This window comes from Streptomyces sp. NPDC056224, assembly GCF_042267665.1.
Lineage (GTDB): Bacteria > Actinomycetota > Actinomycetes > Streptomycetales > Streptomycetaceae > Streptomyces.
The window spans coordinates 177,755-195,930 of sequence record NZ_JBHJTK010000003.1 but is presented as its reverse complement, the minus strand read 5'-3'; the positions used below and the strand labels follow the sequence as shown (position 1 = coordinate 195,930).

The window sequence follows — 18,176 nt, the reverse complement described above, 5'->3', positions numbered from 1 at the left end:
AATCGATTCGCCGTACCTCACCTCCGGGCTTCTCCGGAGCGCATGTGAAACAGCAGTATGAAGGAATGGAGCGGTACGTGACCAGCGTGACGGAGACCGGCGACGGTCAGGGCGCGTTCGACACGGAGTTCACTGCGGATGAAGCCGTGGACTCCGCCGTTCCCGGCCCCACAGGCGCCGCCTCCCTGACCCGCCAGGCCAAGTACGCGCCGGGCGCGCAGGTCCGGGTCCGCGACGAGCAGTGGCTGGTCAAAACCGTTACGCCAGTGGGTGACGAGGACTGGATGGTCGAGGCCACCGGCGTCTCCTCCTTCGTCCGCGGGACCGACGCCGTCTTCTACGACAAACTCGACTACATCGAGGCCCTCGACCCGAAGAAGACCCTTCTGGTCCCGGACGACTCCCCGAACCATCGCAAGGCCCGCCTCTACCTGGAGGCGGTCATCCGCAAGACCGCGCTCCCGCAGACCGAGCACGGTCTCGCGCTGGCCGACAACTTCCTCATGGATCAGCAGACCCACCAGCTGCGCCCCGCCGAGCTGGCCTTGTCCAAGGAGAACCCGCAGCCGCGGGTCCTGATCGCCGACGTGGTGGGGCTGGGAAAGACCCTGGAGATCGGCATCCTGCTCGCCGAGCTCATCCGCCGCGGGCGCGGCGAGCGCATCCTGGTGGTCACTCCGGCGCACGTCCTGGAGCAGTTCCAGCGCGAACTGTGGACCCGCTTCTCCATCCCGTTGGTCCGCCTAGACTCCACCGGTATCCAGCGCATCCAGCGGGACATCCCGGCCGGCCGCAACCCGTTCGCGTACTTCAAGCGCGCGATCATCTCCGTGGACACCTTGAAGAGCGACGTCTACGCCCACCACCTGGAGAACTCCCACTGGGACGCGGTGGTCATCGACGAGTCGCACAACCTGGTCAACCGGGGCACCAAGAACAACGACCTCGCCCGTGCCCTGGCCGATCACACCGACGCGCTGATCCTCGCCTCCGCGACCCCGCACAACGGTGCGACGGAGTCCTTCGCCGAGCTGATCCGGATGCTGGACAAGACGGCGATCGCGAACACGTCGGAGTACGAGGTGAAGGACCTCGGCCACCTGTACATCCGGCGGACCAAGACCGACCGCGAGGTACGGGATTCCCTCAAGGGCAAGTGGGCCGATCGTGGCCCGTCCCGGCCGGTGGTCTGCGAGGCCGGGACGAAGGAGCGGGCGGTCCTGGAGGAGCTCGCCGCGCGGTGGACACCGCGCGATCCGGCCGCTTCCTCGGTGTGTGCGGACACGATGGTGGCCTACAACCTGCTGAAGTCGTTCCTGTCCTCGCACCGGGCCTTCCAGGACTCGGTCGCGGCGCGGCGGAAAGTCCTGGAGGCTCCCCTCAAGGTCAGGAGGGGGCAGGACCCGGCGGCCCGCGAGGCCGAACGCCGTATTGAGCGCGAGGCCATCGTGGATCTTGAGCGCCTTGCGGCCGACATCGGCGACGACGACTCCGCGAAGCTCGACGCCCTGGTGCGCGAGCTCAAGGAGATCGGGGTGGGCCCGGGATCGGACATGCGGGTCGTGGTCTTCTCGGAGCGCATCCCCACCTTGAAGTGGCTCGCCAAAGTAGTCCCGTCCCGGCTCGGTTTCCGGGCCGGGACCAAGCTGGAGGAGTCCGTGGCGGATTCGAAGCCTTGGCTGGCCTACGGCGGCGCGGTCCAGGTCATGCACGGAGAGGCCAGCAACGAGGACGAGCAGAAGGACATCGTCTCCAAGTTCGGGCTGAAGACCGACCCGGTCCGCATCCTGTTCACCGGCGATGTCGCCTCCGAAGGTGTCAACCTGCACCAGCAGTGCCACCAGTTGATTCACTACGACCTTCCGTGGTCGCTGATCCGCATCGAGCAGCGCAACGGCCGTATCGACCGTTACGGACAGAGCAAGGCCCCTCAGTTCCGGGCCATGGTCCTCACCGGCGATGTGGAGTGGCGCACGGGTGAGAAGGGCGAGCCGCTCCATCTGGATGACCGCCTGGTGGGCTCCAAGCTCCTGGCTCGTGAGGAGGAGGCGCACCGGATCGAGGGCTCGGCTGAGGCCGTCACCGGTATCTACCGAGCAAAGGAGGAAGAGGACCGCCTGACGCGAGACTTGATCTCCGGGCGGACGGTCGAGGAGTCCATCAAGAAATCCAGCGGCGGCGCGAAGGCGATGCTTGGCCGGCTGATGGGCAACGTCGGCGCCAAGAAGCCGACCGACGACGTTCCCGTCGCCACGGTGCCGAGCCTTTTCGGCGCGTCGGGTTCCACGGCCGCCTACTTCGACGAGGCGTTGCGCCAGACGTACTTCCCCGACAAGCCGGAGAACGTGCTCAAGCTGCGCCGTGAGGACGACGGCACAATCGCCTTCGAACCGCCGCCGGACCTGGTGTACCGGCTGAAGTCGCTGCCCAAGTCGTACCTGACCGACCAGGGCATCCTGCCCACACCGAAGAAGGAGGGCCGACTGCGGCTCACCTTCGACAAGGGGCTCGCGGCCAAGCGCCTCGAGGTCGCCCGGGAGACCACCGAGAGCCAGTGGCCTAACGTCAGTTACGTGTCGGACGTCCATCCCGTCCTGGACTGGGTGACCGACAAGGCCCTGGCCGCCCTGCGGCACGACGAGGCGTTCGTTCTCGCCTACACCCCCGATCTCGAAGCGGCCGGGAAGCTGGACGAGCAGCTACCGGCCGACCTGGCCGGTCCGGTGTACCTGGTCCAGGGCATCTACTCCAACGCGGTGGGCCGCCCTACCGTCGTGGAGTGGATGGCCGTCGTCGGCCTGCCCACCGCACCGCGCGTTCTATGCATCGACGACGCCTTCCTCGCCGCGTGCAATGTCGGCCCGAAGATGCCCGGACGCGCAACCCCCGCCGACCGGGAGGGGCTCCAGACGCTGGTGCCGGCGGCCGTCGACGCGGCGACCGAGTTCCTCACCGACCGGGCGGCGGAGTACAAGGAGGCGATCGACGCGGTGCTCGCCCCGTACGAGAAGCGGGTCGCCCAGTGGCAGCAGGACGCCCTCTTCGCCGCCTCGACCCGCTCGCAGAAGGCCAAGCAGGACGTGAACCTCACGGCGAGCCGTCGCAAGTCCATGATCCGGTCGTTGCGGACCTCCGGAGCGCCGATGCTGCGCCTGCTCGGCGTCCTTGAACCGCTGTCCGCGACGCCTGCTGACGTCACCGATGTATCCGCTGCGCCTGTTGCCGGAGAGACGATCGCCTGATGAGTACCGACTTCGACTCCTTCTCCAACCGCGGCGAGTACCTGTCCGCGTTCTACTTCGCCGAGCAGCTCGGCGACGGCCTCAAGAAGGGCGTCTTCGCCACCTGGGCCAACCGAGAGAGCGACGAGCACGACCCGCGCCCCACGCCGCGCGAGTCGGTGCGGGCACTGCGCTCGACGTACCTGGACGAGAAGTACCGCGGCTTCTTCGCCGAGCAGGCCAAGGCCGACGAGCAGGATGACGAGTACCCGGAAGCCGCGGCCTTCGAGGCCCGCCTCAACACCTACGGGGACGCGGAGTGGTGCGAGCGCGTACAGGACTGGCACCGGCAGGTCCTCGCCGCGCTCGGCTTCCCCTCCGTCTCAGCGGAACCCACCGCACGGACCCTGACCGTGCACCGCGCCGGACGCGAGCACGAGGTGACCGTGGCCTGGCACAGCGACGGCATCGTAGCCCTGGACTGCGGTTGGTCGGCGAGCAACGACACGGCGCTCGACGCGGACGGGTACGGCCGCCTGCTCCACCCGCTGCGGGCGGGCAGCGGTGAGAGTTACGAGACTGGGCAGGCGCTCGCCACCTGGTTGTTCCAGAGCGAGCTGCGTGAGGAGGGTGGCGCGGCCCCGCGGTTCGTACTGCTCCTGTGCGGCGGCGTCATCGTCCTCGCCGACCGGCATGCTTGGGGCGAGGGCCGCTACCTCTCCGCAAACCTCGACGCCGCCCTGGAGCGCAACGATCGCCGCCAGCACGGCGAGCTTGCCACCATCGCGGGCCTGTTCAGCCACGACGCACTCGTACCAGCCGAGGACGGCAAGCCACCGGCCATCGACGCGCTGGTTAAGGCGTCCCGCGACAACGCGGTCGGCGTCTCCGGGGAGCTTCGCGAAGGACTCCAGAAGTCCGTCGAGATCATCGCCAACGCGATCCTGGAACGTCTGGAGGAGTCCGGGCTCGACCCGCGCGACATCGAGCGCCCGGACCTGTCGTTCGCCCGGCAGCTCACCCGAGAGTCGCTGCGCTACCTCTACCGCATTTTGTTCTTGTTGTATGCCGAGGCCCGCCCTGAACTGGGCATCCTCCCCGCAGACGACGGCTCCTACGAGGCCGGCTACTCGATGGCGCGCCTGCGTGAACTGGTGGAGCGCGACGAGCTGTTGACCGAGGAGGCGGCTCGTAACGGATTCCATCTGCACGCATCACTGGACGTCCTCTTCAAGAAGGTCAACAACGGTTACCGGCCCTATGGCACCGAGCCGAACGACGAGCTGCCCGGTGACGACGAGGACACCCGGCGTCGAAAGGCGAAGTTCCGGAGCGAGGACCGCGGGCTGCGTTTCGAGCCGCTGCGCAGCGAGCTCTTCGAGCGTGACTCCGTCCGCCTCATCGGCAACGAGACCCGCGACCCGCGCAGCGACGAGGACAACGAGCCACGCTGGCTGGACCTGCGGCCGCGCAACAGCGCCCTGCACGAGGTGCTGCGTCTACTGACCCTGAAGAAGGCCGAACGGGCCGGGGGCCGGGCCGGGTTCATCTCCTACCGCAACCTCGGCATCAACCAGCTAGGGGCCGTGTACGAGGGGCTGATGTCGTACACCGGCATCATCGCCGAGGAAGAGCTGTGCGAGGTCGCCAAGGGCGGCGACCCGGCGAAGGGCTCCTGGCTGGTGCCATCGCAGCGGCTCAAGGAGTACCCCGAGAACACCTGGGTGACGTACGACGACCGGGACGCGGTGAAGGGGCTACGCGGTCCGAAGAAGTACCCGCCGGGTCGTTTCGTGTACCGTCTGGCCGGCCGTGACCGGGAGACGTCCGCCTCGTACTACACACCCGAGTCGCTGACGAAGGTCACCGTCGAGCTGGCGCTCAAGCACCGGCTCGACCAGGAGCGCGACGCCGACGGAAACGTCGTGAAGACGCGTGCCTCGGAGCTCCTCAAGTACCGGATCTGTGAGCCCGCGCTGGGGTCGGGGGCGTTCCTCAACGAGGCGATCAACCAGGTCGCCGAGGAGTACCTGCGGCGCCGGCAGGACGAGCTGGGTGTGTCCGTGCCGACGGGCGACGCGCTGACGGAGAAGCAGAAGGCCAAGGCGTACATCGCCCTGCACAACGCTTACGGAGTCGACCTCAACGCGACCGGCGTCGAGCTGGCCGAGGTCTCCATGTGGCTGAACACCATGCATCCCGGGATGCGAGCCCCGTGGTTCGGGCTGCACCTGCGGCGCGGCAACTCGCTGATCGGCGGGCGGCGGGCCGTGTACGCGGCCGGTGACGTGGCCCCGCTGAAGGGCAAGGCCCCCTGGCTCAACGCCAAGCCTCTCGCGCCGGAGCCGCTGCCGTTCCTGAAGGACGGGGCCGAGCAGCCGCTGCCGGACGGGGCGGTGCACCAGTTCCTGTTGCCGACACCGGGGTGGGCGGCGGTCACAGGCGCGAGCGGCGACGCGAAGAAGTTGCTCGTGCAGCTGGCCGAGGGTGGGGTGAAGGATCTTGGGGAGTGGAAGAAGGGAATCCTGAAGACGCCGGCACGGCGGCTGAACAAGAAAACCGGCGAGCCGATCCTCGACCGGAAGTCCGGCGACGAGGCGGCCTCGCAGTACACGCGGCTGCGGGACGCGGCGCAGCGGGCGGAGTTCCTGTGGTCGCTCGTCGTCAAGCGGATGGAGCTGTCGGAGCGGGAGATCGCCCGCAGCATCGACGTCTGGGGCGCGGACACGGAGGACGAGGAGTTCGCCTTCCTGCGGCGGTCCGTGGGCGACGGGGGTAGTACGGATGCCGCCTCCGTCCGGATGTCGAAGGAGAGGGTGTACGCGGACCTGTTCCGCGCGGCGGGAACCCCGTACTGGCGGCTCAAGCGCGTCATGGACGCGTGGTGCGCGCTGTGGTTCTGGCCGGTGGGGAAGGCGGGGCTGCTCAACGGGACGGCCGACGCGTATGCGGGTGCCCCGGTGGTGGGGGGTGAGGGCGCCGGCAGTATCGGCGACCTGATCGAGGCGATGTCCGCGACTGTGGTGCCGCTGGATGATGCAGTGCCGCCCGTCGAGGCCGCGTCGGCGGCTGAGGCCGGGGTGACCCCGCCTCCGTCCCCGCCCATGCCCACGAGCGCGCCGCGCTTCGTGGAGAACACCATGCTCTTCGCCATGGAGGGCGACCAGATCTCGATGTCCGACATCGAGGCGTCCTCCGACGGCGTGGTCCATGTGGAGGTCAAGGAGGTCGGCCCGTCGAAAACGACGGTGAAGACCAGGAAGCAGCCCTCCCCCGATCTCTCCCGACCCGCCCGCCGGCCGCTCATCGCGCTGAAGGACCTCGACGACTGGCTGGACTTCCTGGAGGCCATGCTCGGGCGTGGACCGGTCCCGGACGCCGGATCGCTCATCGGGTCCCTCAACACCCTGGAGGAGCTCAGCGAGTACGAGCAGCTCATCCAGGACGAGACAGAGATGGACATGGACCAGTGGGAGCCTGAAGCGCGCTTTCCTTGGATGGGTGCGGTCCGTGACATCGCCGAGGACCAGGGGTTCCTGCACTGGGAACTTGAGTACGCGCTCGTCTTCGCTCAAGGCGGCGGGTTCGACCTCCAGGTCGGCAACCCGCCGTGGGTGCGTCCCCGTTGGGACGAGTCCGGGGTTCTCGCGGAGCACGAGCCTTGGTTCGCGCTGGAGGAGCGGGCGTCCACATCCGCAAAGGACAAGCGTCGCTCGGAACTGCTCGGGGCGCCACGAATCAAGCAGTATGTGCAGGGCGAGATCACGGACGTCGTCGCCCAGGTCGGCTTCTTCGGTTCCCCGCAGGTGTATCCGCTGCTAACGGGGACCCAGCCGGACCTCTACAGGGCCTTCATGTGCCAAGCATGGGATCACAACGCTGCCGCAGGCACCACGGGGTTCCTGCATTCCGACACCCACTTCACGGGTGACAAGGAGGGGGCGCTCCGGGAGGCTGCGTACCGGCGGCTCCGGATTCACGGCGACTTCGTCAACTCCGGGCAGCGATTCTTTCCCCGCCCCGTTGGCGACGGCACACATTTCGGCGTAAACATCTACGGCGACGTCAAGGAGATCGGCTTCGACCATCTCTCCTGGCTGGTATCTGCAGACGCCCTGCGGTACTCGTCTGACCACGACGGTTCGGGCGACGTACCCGGAGTTCGTTACAAGAACGCCGAGTTCGATGAACGTCCGCACAAGGCTCGCGTCGTACATGTTGATGAAGACCTGCTCGCTGTGTGGCAGCGCCTGCTCGACGACGAAGGGCAGCAGCCCGTACAGCAGGCGCGTCTCCTCTTCCCGGTCAGCACCGGGGAAGCTTCGGCCATCAGTGCCCTGGCCGACTACCCAGTAAGGCTGGGTGCTTTCGCACCACAGATCTCTCCCGGGTACCACGAGAGCGGGGCGAAGAAGGACAACCTGATCGACTACAACCGTCCCGACAGCACCACGGGGAACCTGTTCCAGCCCGATCGCTGGCGACACGTCATCCTCAAGGGCCCCCAGCTGAGTGTCGCCACCCCGGTGTTCAAATGCCATGACGCCAACAGCAATGACGCCTATGGCGCGGACCTGATGAACCTTCCGGTCGACTTCGTGCCGGACACCGCATATGTACGGGCCGAGGGACGGTCCCAGGAGTACCTTGCGGCGCAGGACCGCTGGATCGATCACCGGGCGCTCGCACGACTCCGGACTGATGAGAAGGCTGTCGCACGGGCACGTCAGCAGGTCGCCCACGCGAATTCCGTACCCGAGGCGAAGGTGGACCCTGAGAAGGTAGACGCACTTCTCGTGGATCGGGCGCGACGACGGTCCACAGTTTTCCCGCGCCTCGCGTGGCGAGTAATGATCTCTCCCAACAGCGAACGAGCTCTGTTCCCGGCGGTGATCCCACCTGGCCCTGCGCACGTCGATGCGGTGCACAGCCTAGTGATGCCGAAACCCGACCTCACAGCCTTGGCAGCAGGGTTCTGGGCCTCCTTGCCCTTGGACTACTTCGTCAGGGTGACCGGACGCTCACACCAGCGGGTAGCCGGGACCAAGGCGATGCCCGCTGCCTCTCCTGAACATCCCCTTGCTCCTGCTCTTCTCCTCCGCACCCTTCGCCTCAACTGCCTCACCCAGGCATACGCTCCCCTGTGGGAAGAGCTCTACGACCCGACTTGGGTCGCCTACGAGCCGTGGGCGCGGGGGTGGCCCGATCTCCAGCCCCTCCACGAGGTGACTCCAACCTGGGTGGCAAGTACCCCCCTCCGCTCCGAGCGCGCCCGCCGCTCCGCCCTCGTTGAGATCGACGCCCTCGTCGCCGTCTGGCTCGGCATGGACGCCGACGCCCTAATCGCCGCCTACCGGGGCCGCTTCCCTGTACTCCAGAAGTACGAGGCCGCGAGCTGGTTCGACGCCGAGGGCTGGAAGCTGGCGAGTTACGCCCGCACGATCGGGCAGCGTCAGACGAAGGATTCGTGGGCCCAGTTCGAGGCGTACCAGGGCGACCCCGAGCACGCCTCCGTCCCCGACGGCTACACCGCCCCCTTCTACAAGGCCGACCGCGAGACCGAGATGCGCGAGGCTCACGCCTACTTCCAGAAGCGTCTCGACGCCGCTGTCGAAGTCGGCAAGTGGGACCCGGTCGCACAGGAGGTACCCAAGCCGTGAGGCCGACGCTCGAGGCGCAGGGGCTCAAGGAGAGCCTGCTGCAGTACCTGTCCACCACCTACGCGCTGACCGACGAGGGCGCGCGGCAGGCGCTGCACCGGTTCCTGGGGGACGAGAACTCCGGGATGTTCCGGGGGCCGTTCCTCCGCTTGCGCACGCCGTTCGTCGCGGCCGACGCGTCCTGGACCGGGTATCTGGACTGGCGACGGACCGACGGCTGGACACCGTACGCGCATCAAGCGAAGGCCTTCGAACGGCTGTCCTCGGCGGGCGGCCGTACGCCGAAGCCCACGCTCGTGACAACCGGTACCGGCTCCGGCAAGACCGAGTCGTTCCTCTATCCCGTACTGGACCACTGCGCCCGCGAGCGGGCGGCCGGCCGGGCCGGGGTCAAGGCCGTACTCCTCTACCCGATGAACGCGCTCGCCACCGACCAGGCCCAGCGCATCAACGAACTCCTGTGTGAGCACGAGGCGTTGCACAAGGTACGGGCCGGGCTCTACATCGGCGACAAGGCGGCGACGCACTACGACCGGGTGTACACGCGCCGGTCGGACATGCAGATCTCGCCGCCCGACATCCTGATCACGAACTACAAGATGCTGGACCTGCTGCTCCAGCGGGCCCAGGACGCCCCGCTGTGGGCGGATGCGGACATCCGCTACGTGGTCGTGGACGAGTTCCACACCTACGACGGCGCGCAGGGCACGGACGTCGCGATGCTCCTGCGCCGCCTCGCCTCGGCGGTCGGGGTGGCGGAGAAGGGCCGTCCGTTGGGGCGGATCTGCCCGGTGGCGACCTCGGCAACCCTCGCCTCCGACAGCACGGACCAGGACGGGGTCCGTCAGCTCCTCGATGTCGCGACGCAGGTGTTCGGTACGGAGTTCGACGTTTCCTCGATCGTCGGGGAGCGCCGGCAGACGGTCGACGAGTTCGTGCCACCGAGCGGCTTCGATCCGATGTTGCCGATCCCGGTCCCGGACGAGTTGGCCACCCTCCCTGACCCGTCACTCGGCGAGGAGGAGTTCCTCGCGCTCGTCGAGGCCGTCACCGGCACCCGTGAGACCAACCCGCTCGTGCTCGGCGGCTTGTTGAAGAAGCACATGCTGACCTCGGCGGTGATGCATGCCCTGGACGGGCAGGTGCGGACCGTGCCCGAGGTACTGGACCTGATGTGGCGGCGGGGCGCGTTCTCCTGGGGGCAGGCGATCACCCGGCAGCCGGAGGTGGCGGCGTCCGCCCTCGCCCGGCTCCTGGCGCTACTCTCGGTGGCTCGTGATCCGGCCTCCACACCCGAGCGGCCGCGGCCCTTCGTGCAGGTCGAGGTGCATCAGTGGGCGCGGTCGGTGTCGCGGGTCGTGCGCGGTGTGCTGCCGTGGCCCAAGGCCGAGTTCCAGTGGGACTCGGCCGGTTCCGCCCACCACTCGGGCGAGCAGCCGGCCCGTACCGCCCCGGTGACGACGGCGACCGCGGGCGCGGCCGCGAACCTGTTTCTGCCAGCCGTCTACTGCCGTGACTGCGGCCGTTCGGGCTGGGCGGTGTTCTCCCCGGAGACCGACGACGCGGACGTACAGGTCGACACGCACAAGATCCGGCGAGCCTCGGTCAGCCAGGACAAGATGCGGGTCCGGAACCTGATAGCGGCCACCGAGAAGGAGTCCCAGGAGGGCTCGGGTGCCGCCCCGATGGAAGAGGCCGGGCGCGGTGCGGGCCGCGGCGGCACCGCCCTCGCGGCCACCAACGCCGGGCAGTTGCGTGTACTGGACGGGCCGAGGCGCCGCCTGCGGCTGCCGGATCCGGTCGAGGACTACGACCAGGAGACCGGCGCGCCCCGGCTGGCGGGAGCCGACTCGGCCTTCGTCCTCGTCTGCCTCGGGGACACCGCGACCACCGCCGCAGAGGACGACTGGTGCCCGGCCTGCGGCTCGCACAACGCAATCCGCTTCCTCGGTACCGGTGCCGCCGCCCTCGCCGCGGCCTCGGTCACCCAGCTGTTCACCGGCGGGGAGATGGACCGGGCGCAGGGTGAGGACAAGACCCTGATGTTCAACGACTCGGTGCAGGACGCCGCGCACCGAGCCGGGTTCGTGGCCAGCCGCTCGTACACCTTCTCCCTGCGCGCACTGTTCAAAAAGCACCTGTCGGAGGAGACGCCGACCGCGCTGCACGACCTGATCGCCGACGTGGTCGCGGCGACCACCGACCGCGAGACCCTTGCCGCCGTCGTCCCCACCGACCTGCACGACTTCAAGGGCGTCAAGCGGCTCCTGTCCGGTCAGGGGCGAGGCGGGGACAGGAAGACCTGGGAGCTGATCGGCGAGCGCTTCGCGTTCGAGGCGCTGATGGAGTTCGGCTTCCGCTCCCGCAACGGCCGCACCCTGGAACTCACCCGCACCGCCGCCGCCCACGTGCGCATCGAGGACCCTGCCTCCGCGATCGCCCTGGTCAAAGCCGCGCACACCGAGCCGTACGGGCGCGGCGGCGGGCTGCCGGTCATCGAGCAGGACGACGCCCGCTACCTCGGGTTCCTGCGGATCTTCCTGGAGCGGCTGCGGACCCGTGGCGCGATCGGTCACAAGTGGCTGGAGGGGTACCTCTCGGAGGCCGGTACCAGCCGGTACTTCATCTGGGGCAAGCGGCCTCCCGGTATGCGCGCCTTCCCCAAGGGCATCGCGGCCCCGGTGTTCCTGCTCAGCACCCCCAAGACGAGGAGCGAGTTCGACTTCGCGACCGGCCGTCTCTCCTGGTACGAGCGGTGGGCGCAGCGCACGCTCGGGCTGCCGCGAGAGCAGGCCGCGGAGTTCTGGTCGCGGCTGCTGCCTGCGTTGGTCGAGGCAGGTCTGCTCTCGGTGCGTACTCCGACCGACAGCAGCCTGCGCGTCTACGGTCTGAAGCCGGGCGCGATCGACGTACAGCTGTTGAAGGACGCCGAGGTGAACGAGGCGTTTGTCCGCTGCCCGGACTGCTTCTGGGAGCAGACCGTCCACCCCGGCCTACTCGCGCAGTGGGACGGGCAGCGCTGCCCGTCCTACCGCTGCCGCACCGGCCATCTCGTCGCGGGCGACCGGCCCGAGGGGCTCGGCAAGCACCAGCGGGACCGTAACTACCGCGAGGACTACTACCGCAGGCTGTACCGGAAGGCAGGCACGTACCAGGTCATCACGGCCGAGCACACGGGCATGCTAACCCGGCCGGAGCGGGAGCGGGTCGAGGCGGCGTTCAAGGACGGCAGCGGGTTCAAGGATCCCAACGTGTTGTCCTGTACGCCGACGCTCGAAATGGGCATCGACATCGGTGACCTGTCGGCCGTCGTGCTCGCCGCGCTGCCGAGGCGCGCTGCCAACTACGCCCAGCAGGTGGGCCGAGCAGGGCGCCGTACCGGAAACGCGTTCCTGCTGACCATCCCCGACCGCAGCCGCCGAGACCTGTACTACCTGGAGCAGCCGCGCGAGATGATCGCCGGGCAGATCGTGCCGCCGGGCAGTCACCTGTCGGCCATCGAGATCCTGCGCCGCCAGTACCTTGCACACCTCCTCGACCTCGCCGCGCGGGGCCGGCTGTCGCGCACTGACGGCCGTCCGCTGCCCGCAGTCGTACGGGACGCCCCGGCCCTCTTCGGCCCGTCCGGATATCTCGCCGATCTCGTCGAAGCGGCGCTCGCGGACGCCTCGAACCTGGTCGAGGGGTTCCTGGACCTGTTCCCCGTCGGTGTCAACGAACAGGCCGCCGACGACCTGCGGGCCTTCGCCGGGCGTGGGCTGCGCAGCGCGGTGGAGCGGGCCGAGCGACAGTGGCTCCACGCCGAGGAGGTGCTGCGGCGGCGACTGCGGTACATCGCGGAGGCCCGCGACGAACTCCACGACACCGAGGACGAGCAGCGCGAACGTAAGGCCGAACTCGACGCCGAACACCGGGCGCTCGGCAAGCGCCTGAGCAAGCTCGGGCTCATCACCGCCCAGCAGGCCCTGTGTGATCTCGGGCTGCTGCCGAACTACGCGCTCATCGACTCCGTCACCACCCTCAACGCGACGCTGTACTGGGTCGACGGTACGGATCCGAACACCGGCCGGGACCGCTTCGACTCCAAGATTCGCTCCTACGACCGGCCCCGGCGCTACGCCCTGTCCGAATTCGCGCCCGGCAACACGTTCTACGTCAACGGCTACAAGCACGAGATCACCGGCATCGACATCGGCAGCCCCTCTCAGCCGGACTGGAAGGCCTGGCGGTTCTGCCCGGAGTGCGGCTACGTCCGCACCGAGGACGCCAAGGACGACCGCTCGCCATGCCCGCGCTGCGGCAGCACCGGGATCGCGGACGACGGTTCCTGCCTGCACCAGGTCATCGAGCCCACGACCGTCACCTCCCGCGACAAACGCGAGGACGCCCGTATCGGCGACGACAAGGACGACCGGGAACAGCGCTACTACACCGTCATCGACGCGGTGGACATCCCCCGGGAGGAGATCAAGCACGGCGCCTCCTGGCGGCACGCCCACCACACCTTCGGCGTCGACTACTGCCGCAAGGCGGTGATTCGTCGCATCAACGTCGGCCCGATGCGGTTCGACAGTCAGAGCGAGGACGAACTCGCCGGGCAGGACGTCCGCATGGCCCCGTTCCACGTGTGCACCGCGTGCGGGGCGGCGACCGCCGACGGCAAGCCGGTCTTCGACCACGCCACCGACGCCTTGGACTCCTCGGCCGCCCGCAACCCGAAGGTCAAGCACCACCAGCCGTGGTGCCCGCTGCGGCGTGGGAAGAAGGCCGCTACCGTGCCCCAGCAGCCGGTGCTCCTCGCCCACCAGCTGAACACCGAGGCGCTGCGGGTGCTCCTGCCGGCGGCCACCGTGCTCGTCGAGGAGAAGATCTACTCCTTCAAGGCCGCACTGCGGCTCGGCGTCGACCGGCAGTTCGGCGGCGACCCCGCACACCTGGACACCACGCTGGCCCGTATGCCCGACCAGGCCACCGGCGAGAAGCGCCACTTCCTGGTGCTCTTCGACCGGCTCCCCGGCGGCACCGGATATCTAGACCGGCTGACCGACCCCGGCGACTTCAAGGAGATGCTCCTCAAGGCCCGTGCCGTGCTCCTCGCCTGCCCCTGTCAGGACGAGGGCCTGCGGGCCTGCCACCGCTGTCTGCACCGCTACACCGAGGAACGCCACCAGGACGTCGTCTCACGCCACGAGGCCCTGGAGATCCTCGGCGACCTCCTCGGACCGGTCGACGAGAACGGCGAGCCGCTGCGCGACGCCGACGGTAAGCCCGTCGACGGGTGGACGGTCACCAAGGTGGCGTCCACCGAACTGATCGGCCTGGACAAGCAGGTCGAGTCCGACCTGGAGGCCCGCTTCCTGGCCGCCCTGCGCAAGTGGAGCGAGAACCAGGACGACGCCGCACTCGACGAGAGTGGAACGAACAGCGGATACCTCCGCTTCACCGGTCCCACGGCCAGTGCGGGAGAGGCCGCCGATACCGGGTCCGTACGCTCGACCGGCTGGCGGCTCACCGCCCAGCGCAGCATGGAGCACACCCGCACCGACTTCACCTTTGAATCCACCGACGGCCCCCGCCGACTCGTCACCGTCTACCTCGACGGCCACAGGTACCACGCCAGCCGCATGCACAACCGGATCGCGCCCGACTGCACCAAGCGCAACCATCTGCGGGCCGACGGGCACATCGTCTTCCAGATCACCTGGGACGACCTGGAGCTCTTCGAAAAAGGTGACGCCGCCAAGGCGCAGCCGGTGTGGCCGCCCTACCGGCGCATCGGCCAGGACACCGCCAAAGAGTGGTACGAGGAGCTGGGCGGCGACCGCGCCCACTTCTCGGCCGTTGTGTTCGCCAATCCCATCGACACGCTCCTCGCCTACCTGCGCCAGCCCTCCCGTACCGCATGGGGGCGGCGGGCCAAGGCGCTGGTCGGCGGGCTGATGAGCACGCCGGAGCCGCTCGTACAGCAGGCCGACCGGGGCCAGGCACGCGAAGCCGTACGGGCCGCCCTCACCGCCCTCGGCCGCGGTCAGGCGCCGGAGCCGGAAGCCGGGGAAGGCGACGGAGCAATCCTCGTCCTGCACGCCGTGGACGAAAAAGGGCTGCCGCTGATCTACACCGTGGACGCCTCCGGCCAAGAGCCGGGATGGAGCGCCATCGCCGTACTCGACGACCGCACCGAGAGCCTGGGCACCGCCGAACACAAGCTGATGTGGCGGTCCTGGCTGTACTGGTCGAACCTACTGCAGTTCCTGGCCTTCGCCGGCGGCGACGGCATCCAGCTCGCGAGCAGCCAGGCCGCCGACTACCCGGTGGAGGTCCTCGCCATCGGCGGCGGCGTCGGCGAACTCGAATCGCTGATCGTCCAGCGGAACCCGGCTGCCGTCGAGGTGAGTTCGGTGGTGGACAGCCGCACCGCGGTGCTCGCTGGTGCGGCCGACGCCGAATCGACGGAAGAGTCCTCCCTGGAGAAGATGGTCGCCGGCGTCCTGCGGGACCGGGCCTGGGACGAGGACATCCTCGAGCTCCTGGAAGAGGACGAACCGGAATCCGACCTCACCCGGCTGGCCAAGAAGATCGCCGCCAAGGGCAAGAAGGCGCCTGTCTTCGGTTACGAACTGGGCGAACGCGGCTGGCAGACGGACTTCGCCTGGGACGACTCCCAAATCAAGATCGCCGTCGTCGTGGCGCCGGACACACACGGATCACAAGCCGAAGAAGAGCGCCGCAAGCGCGACGAGGCCTATGTCGCCGACGGCTGGACCGTACGTACCGCCACCGACTGGCTCGATCACCTCGACACCCTTCTGACACTCCTCCCCGACACGGAAGGCTCCAACTCCTGATGACCGCCCGGCTCAGCCTGTACGAAAAGGCCGAACACGAGCTGTACAAGCTCGACCGCTCGGTCAAGGGAAAGTTCTACGACTTCTGCCACCGATTCCGGCAGAACCCCGACCACCCCGGCCTCGACCTCAAGCCCCTCAAGGGTGACGGACGGGTCTTCCGCGCCAAGATCGACCAGTCCTACCGTGCCCTCCTCGCCAAGGCCGGCGTGGACGAGCAGGGCCAGGAGCGGTGGCTCGTCGTCGCGGTACGCCACCGCAAGCACGTCTACGAAGAACTCTCCGTCGCGATCAACCGCGTCACCGGTGAGATCGAGTTCGTCGACCTGTCCGTCGTCGGGCAGAGCGTGCTGCAGCGCGCCGGCGTCACCCTCACCCCGGTCGACCCGGCGCCCGAGGCCGAGATCCAGCAGCCGACGCCGGCCCCGGAGGTTCACGAGTCGGTCGCCGTAGAGCCGGCCGCACTGCTCCTCTCCGGGATCACCGGCGAGGACCTGCGGTCGCTCGGTGTCGCCGCACAGCTCATCGACCTCGCACTCGCCGTCACCGAGAGCGGCGAGCTCGACCAGCTGGTCTCCGGCGCCCCGCTCCTGACCAAGGACATCCTCTACGGCCTTGCCGCCGGGATGTCCATCGACGAGGTCCGGCGCGAGATCACGGCCCCCGTCGAGGTCGAACTCGCCGACACCGAACGTGACGACCTCGGCGCGGCGCTGGCCCGCACCACCGTCACCACCATCGACGATGACCTCCGCGTCGTACTGGAGGAAGGCGACTTCCGGGCCTGGAAGGTCTTCCTCCACCCTGCCCAGGCCAAGCTCGTCGACCGCCGTTACAACGGTCCCGCCCGGGTCTCCGGCGGCCCCGGAACCGGCAAGACGATCGTCGCCCTCCACCGGGTCAAGCACCTGGCCCAGCAGCTCCCTCCCGGCCACAACAAGCCCATCCTGCTCACCACCTTCACCACCAACCTCACCGTCGACCTCCGCGCGCGCCTCTCCTCCCTCCTCGAACCCGACCTCGTGGCCCGCGTCGAAATCACCAACATCGACAAGCTCGCGGCTCGCGTCCTCAACGAGAACTCACTCAGCGGCACCGGCAAGCAGCGCATCTACGACAGCGTCGCGATCGGCATCCTCCAGCGCCTCCTGTTCGAACTCGACGAGAAGCGCTGGGAGCCCGAGTTCCTCTACGAGGAATGGGAACAGGTGATCCTCGGCCAGTCGCTCGGCAACCGCAAGGCGTACTTCGAGGCCCGCCGCGCAGGCCGCGGCCGGTCCGTCAGCCGCCCCGAACGCGCCCAGATCTGGAAGATCCTCGAGCAGTTCACCGCCCGCCTCGACAAGGAGAACCGCGAAACCTGGGGCCAGGCAGCCGAACGTGCCGCCCGCTTCGAGATGGAACGCGCCGCCAAGATCAAGGCCCGGCAGGACCGTAAGGACGAGGTCGGCGGCAAGGACCTCATCCACCGAGACGACAGTTCCGGCATGCGCTACATCGCCCACCGCTACCAGCACGTCGTCGTCGACGAGGCCCAGGATCTGCGCCCCGCCCACTGGAAGATGCTCCGCGCCATGGTCGCCCCCGGCCCCGACGACATGTTCATCGCCGGCGACACCTACCAGCGCATCTACGACCAGCAGGTCACTCTCGGCACCGTCGGCGTCAACATCCGGGGCCGCTCCTCCCGCCTCACCCTCAGCTACCGCACCACCAAGGAGATCCTCGCCCGCGCGATGCAGGTCGTCGACGGCACGGGCAACGCCCCCGCCTACGACGACCTCGACGACGGCACCGACACCCTCGCCGGCTACCGCTCTGTCCTTCGCGGCCCCGTCCCCGAACTCGCACCCTGCGACACCTGGGACGACGAACTCACCCAACTCGCCACCACCCTCCACGCCTGGCGCGAGGAACTAACCTCCGGCGACGGCGGCAACAACTCGCGCCGCGACCCCCGCGGCAACATCGCCGTCTGCGTCGCCGACCGCGACTCCGTCAACCAGGTCATGTACTACCTCGCCACTGAGGCCGGCATCACCGTAGCCGAACTCACCAAGGACGGCGTCAAGGGCGACGGCGAAGTCCACGTCGGCACCATGCACCGCTTCAAGGGCCTCGAATACCAGAAGCTCGCCATCGTCGGCGCCCGCGACGGTGTCATCCCCCGCACCGCAGTCATCGACCGCTACCGCGAATCCGACCCCCAGCGCTACGCCCGCGAGGAACGCAAGGCCCGCTCACTCCTCTTCGTCGCCGCCACCCGCGCCCGCGACACCCTTCGCATCAGCTGGCACGGGACACCGAGCCCTTATATTTCCCGATAGTGAAAGACGAAGGCCTGCCCGGCGGGGGCGCAAAGGCTGCGCCTCATCGCCGTCCTACAAGGCTATGCATCGCGTGATGTTGGACCGGAGGTCGTTGGCTGGACGAGTCAGCTGGAGTCTTCG

General features: G+C 68.5%; 4 protein-coding genes. All 4 read left to right on the top strand.

Annotated features, from left to right (window positions below):
- Positions 1-77: 77 nt before the first annotated feature.
- Genes ACFCZ1_RS06520 through ACFCZ1_RS06505 form a run of 4 tightly spaced genes read left to right on the top strand, consistent with a single transcriptional unit; the run spans position 78 to position 18,053 of the window.
- Entirely contained in the window at positions 78-3,242 is a 3,165-nt protein-coding gene (locus tag ACFCZ1_RS06520; RefSeq protein WP_376677249.1) for an SNF2-related protein, read from the top strand.
- Complete coding sequence (locus ACFCZ1_RS06515; protein WP_376677248.1) at positions 3,242-8,881, top strand: hypothetical protein; 5,640 nt, start codon at positions 3,242-3,244, stop codon at positions 8,879-8,881. Before ACFCZ1_RS06520 ends, ACFCZ1_RS06515 begins: the two co-directional genes overlap by 1 nt.
- Positions 8,878-15,726 carry a DEAD/DEAH box helicase gene (locus ACFCZ1_RS06510; RefSeq protein WP_376677247.1) on the top strand — a complete coding sequence of 2,283 codons (6,849 nt, stop codon included), beginning with the start codon at positions 8,878-8,880 and terminating at the stop codon, positions 15,724-15,726. Before ACFCZ1_RS06515 ends, ACFCZ1_RS06510 begins: the two co-directional genes overlap by 4 nt.
- Positions 15,726-18,053, top strand: a complete 2,328-nt coding sequence (locus tag ACFCZ1_RS06505; protein WP_376677246.1) for a UvrD-helicase domain-containing protein — start codon at positions 15,726-15,728, stop codon at positions 18,051-18,053. Before ACFCZ1_RS06510 ends, ACFCZ1_RS06505 begins: the two co-directional genes overlap by 1 nt.
- Positions 18,054-18,176 lie beyond the last annotated feature (123 nt).

What these genes read in the sequence shown, in the direction of transcription:
- ACFCZ1_RS06515 (WP_376677248.1), top strand. Translation starts at nt 3,242, where the DNA reads ATGAGTACCGACTTCGACTCCTTCTCCAACCGCGGCGAGTACCTGTCC.
- ACFCZ1_RS06505 (WP_376677246.1), top strand. Translation starts at nt 15,726, where the DNA reads ATGACCGCCCGGCTCAGCCTGTACGAAAAGGCCGAACACGAGCTGTAC.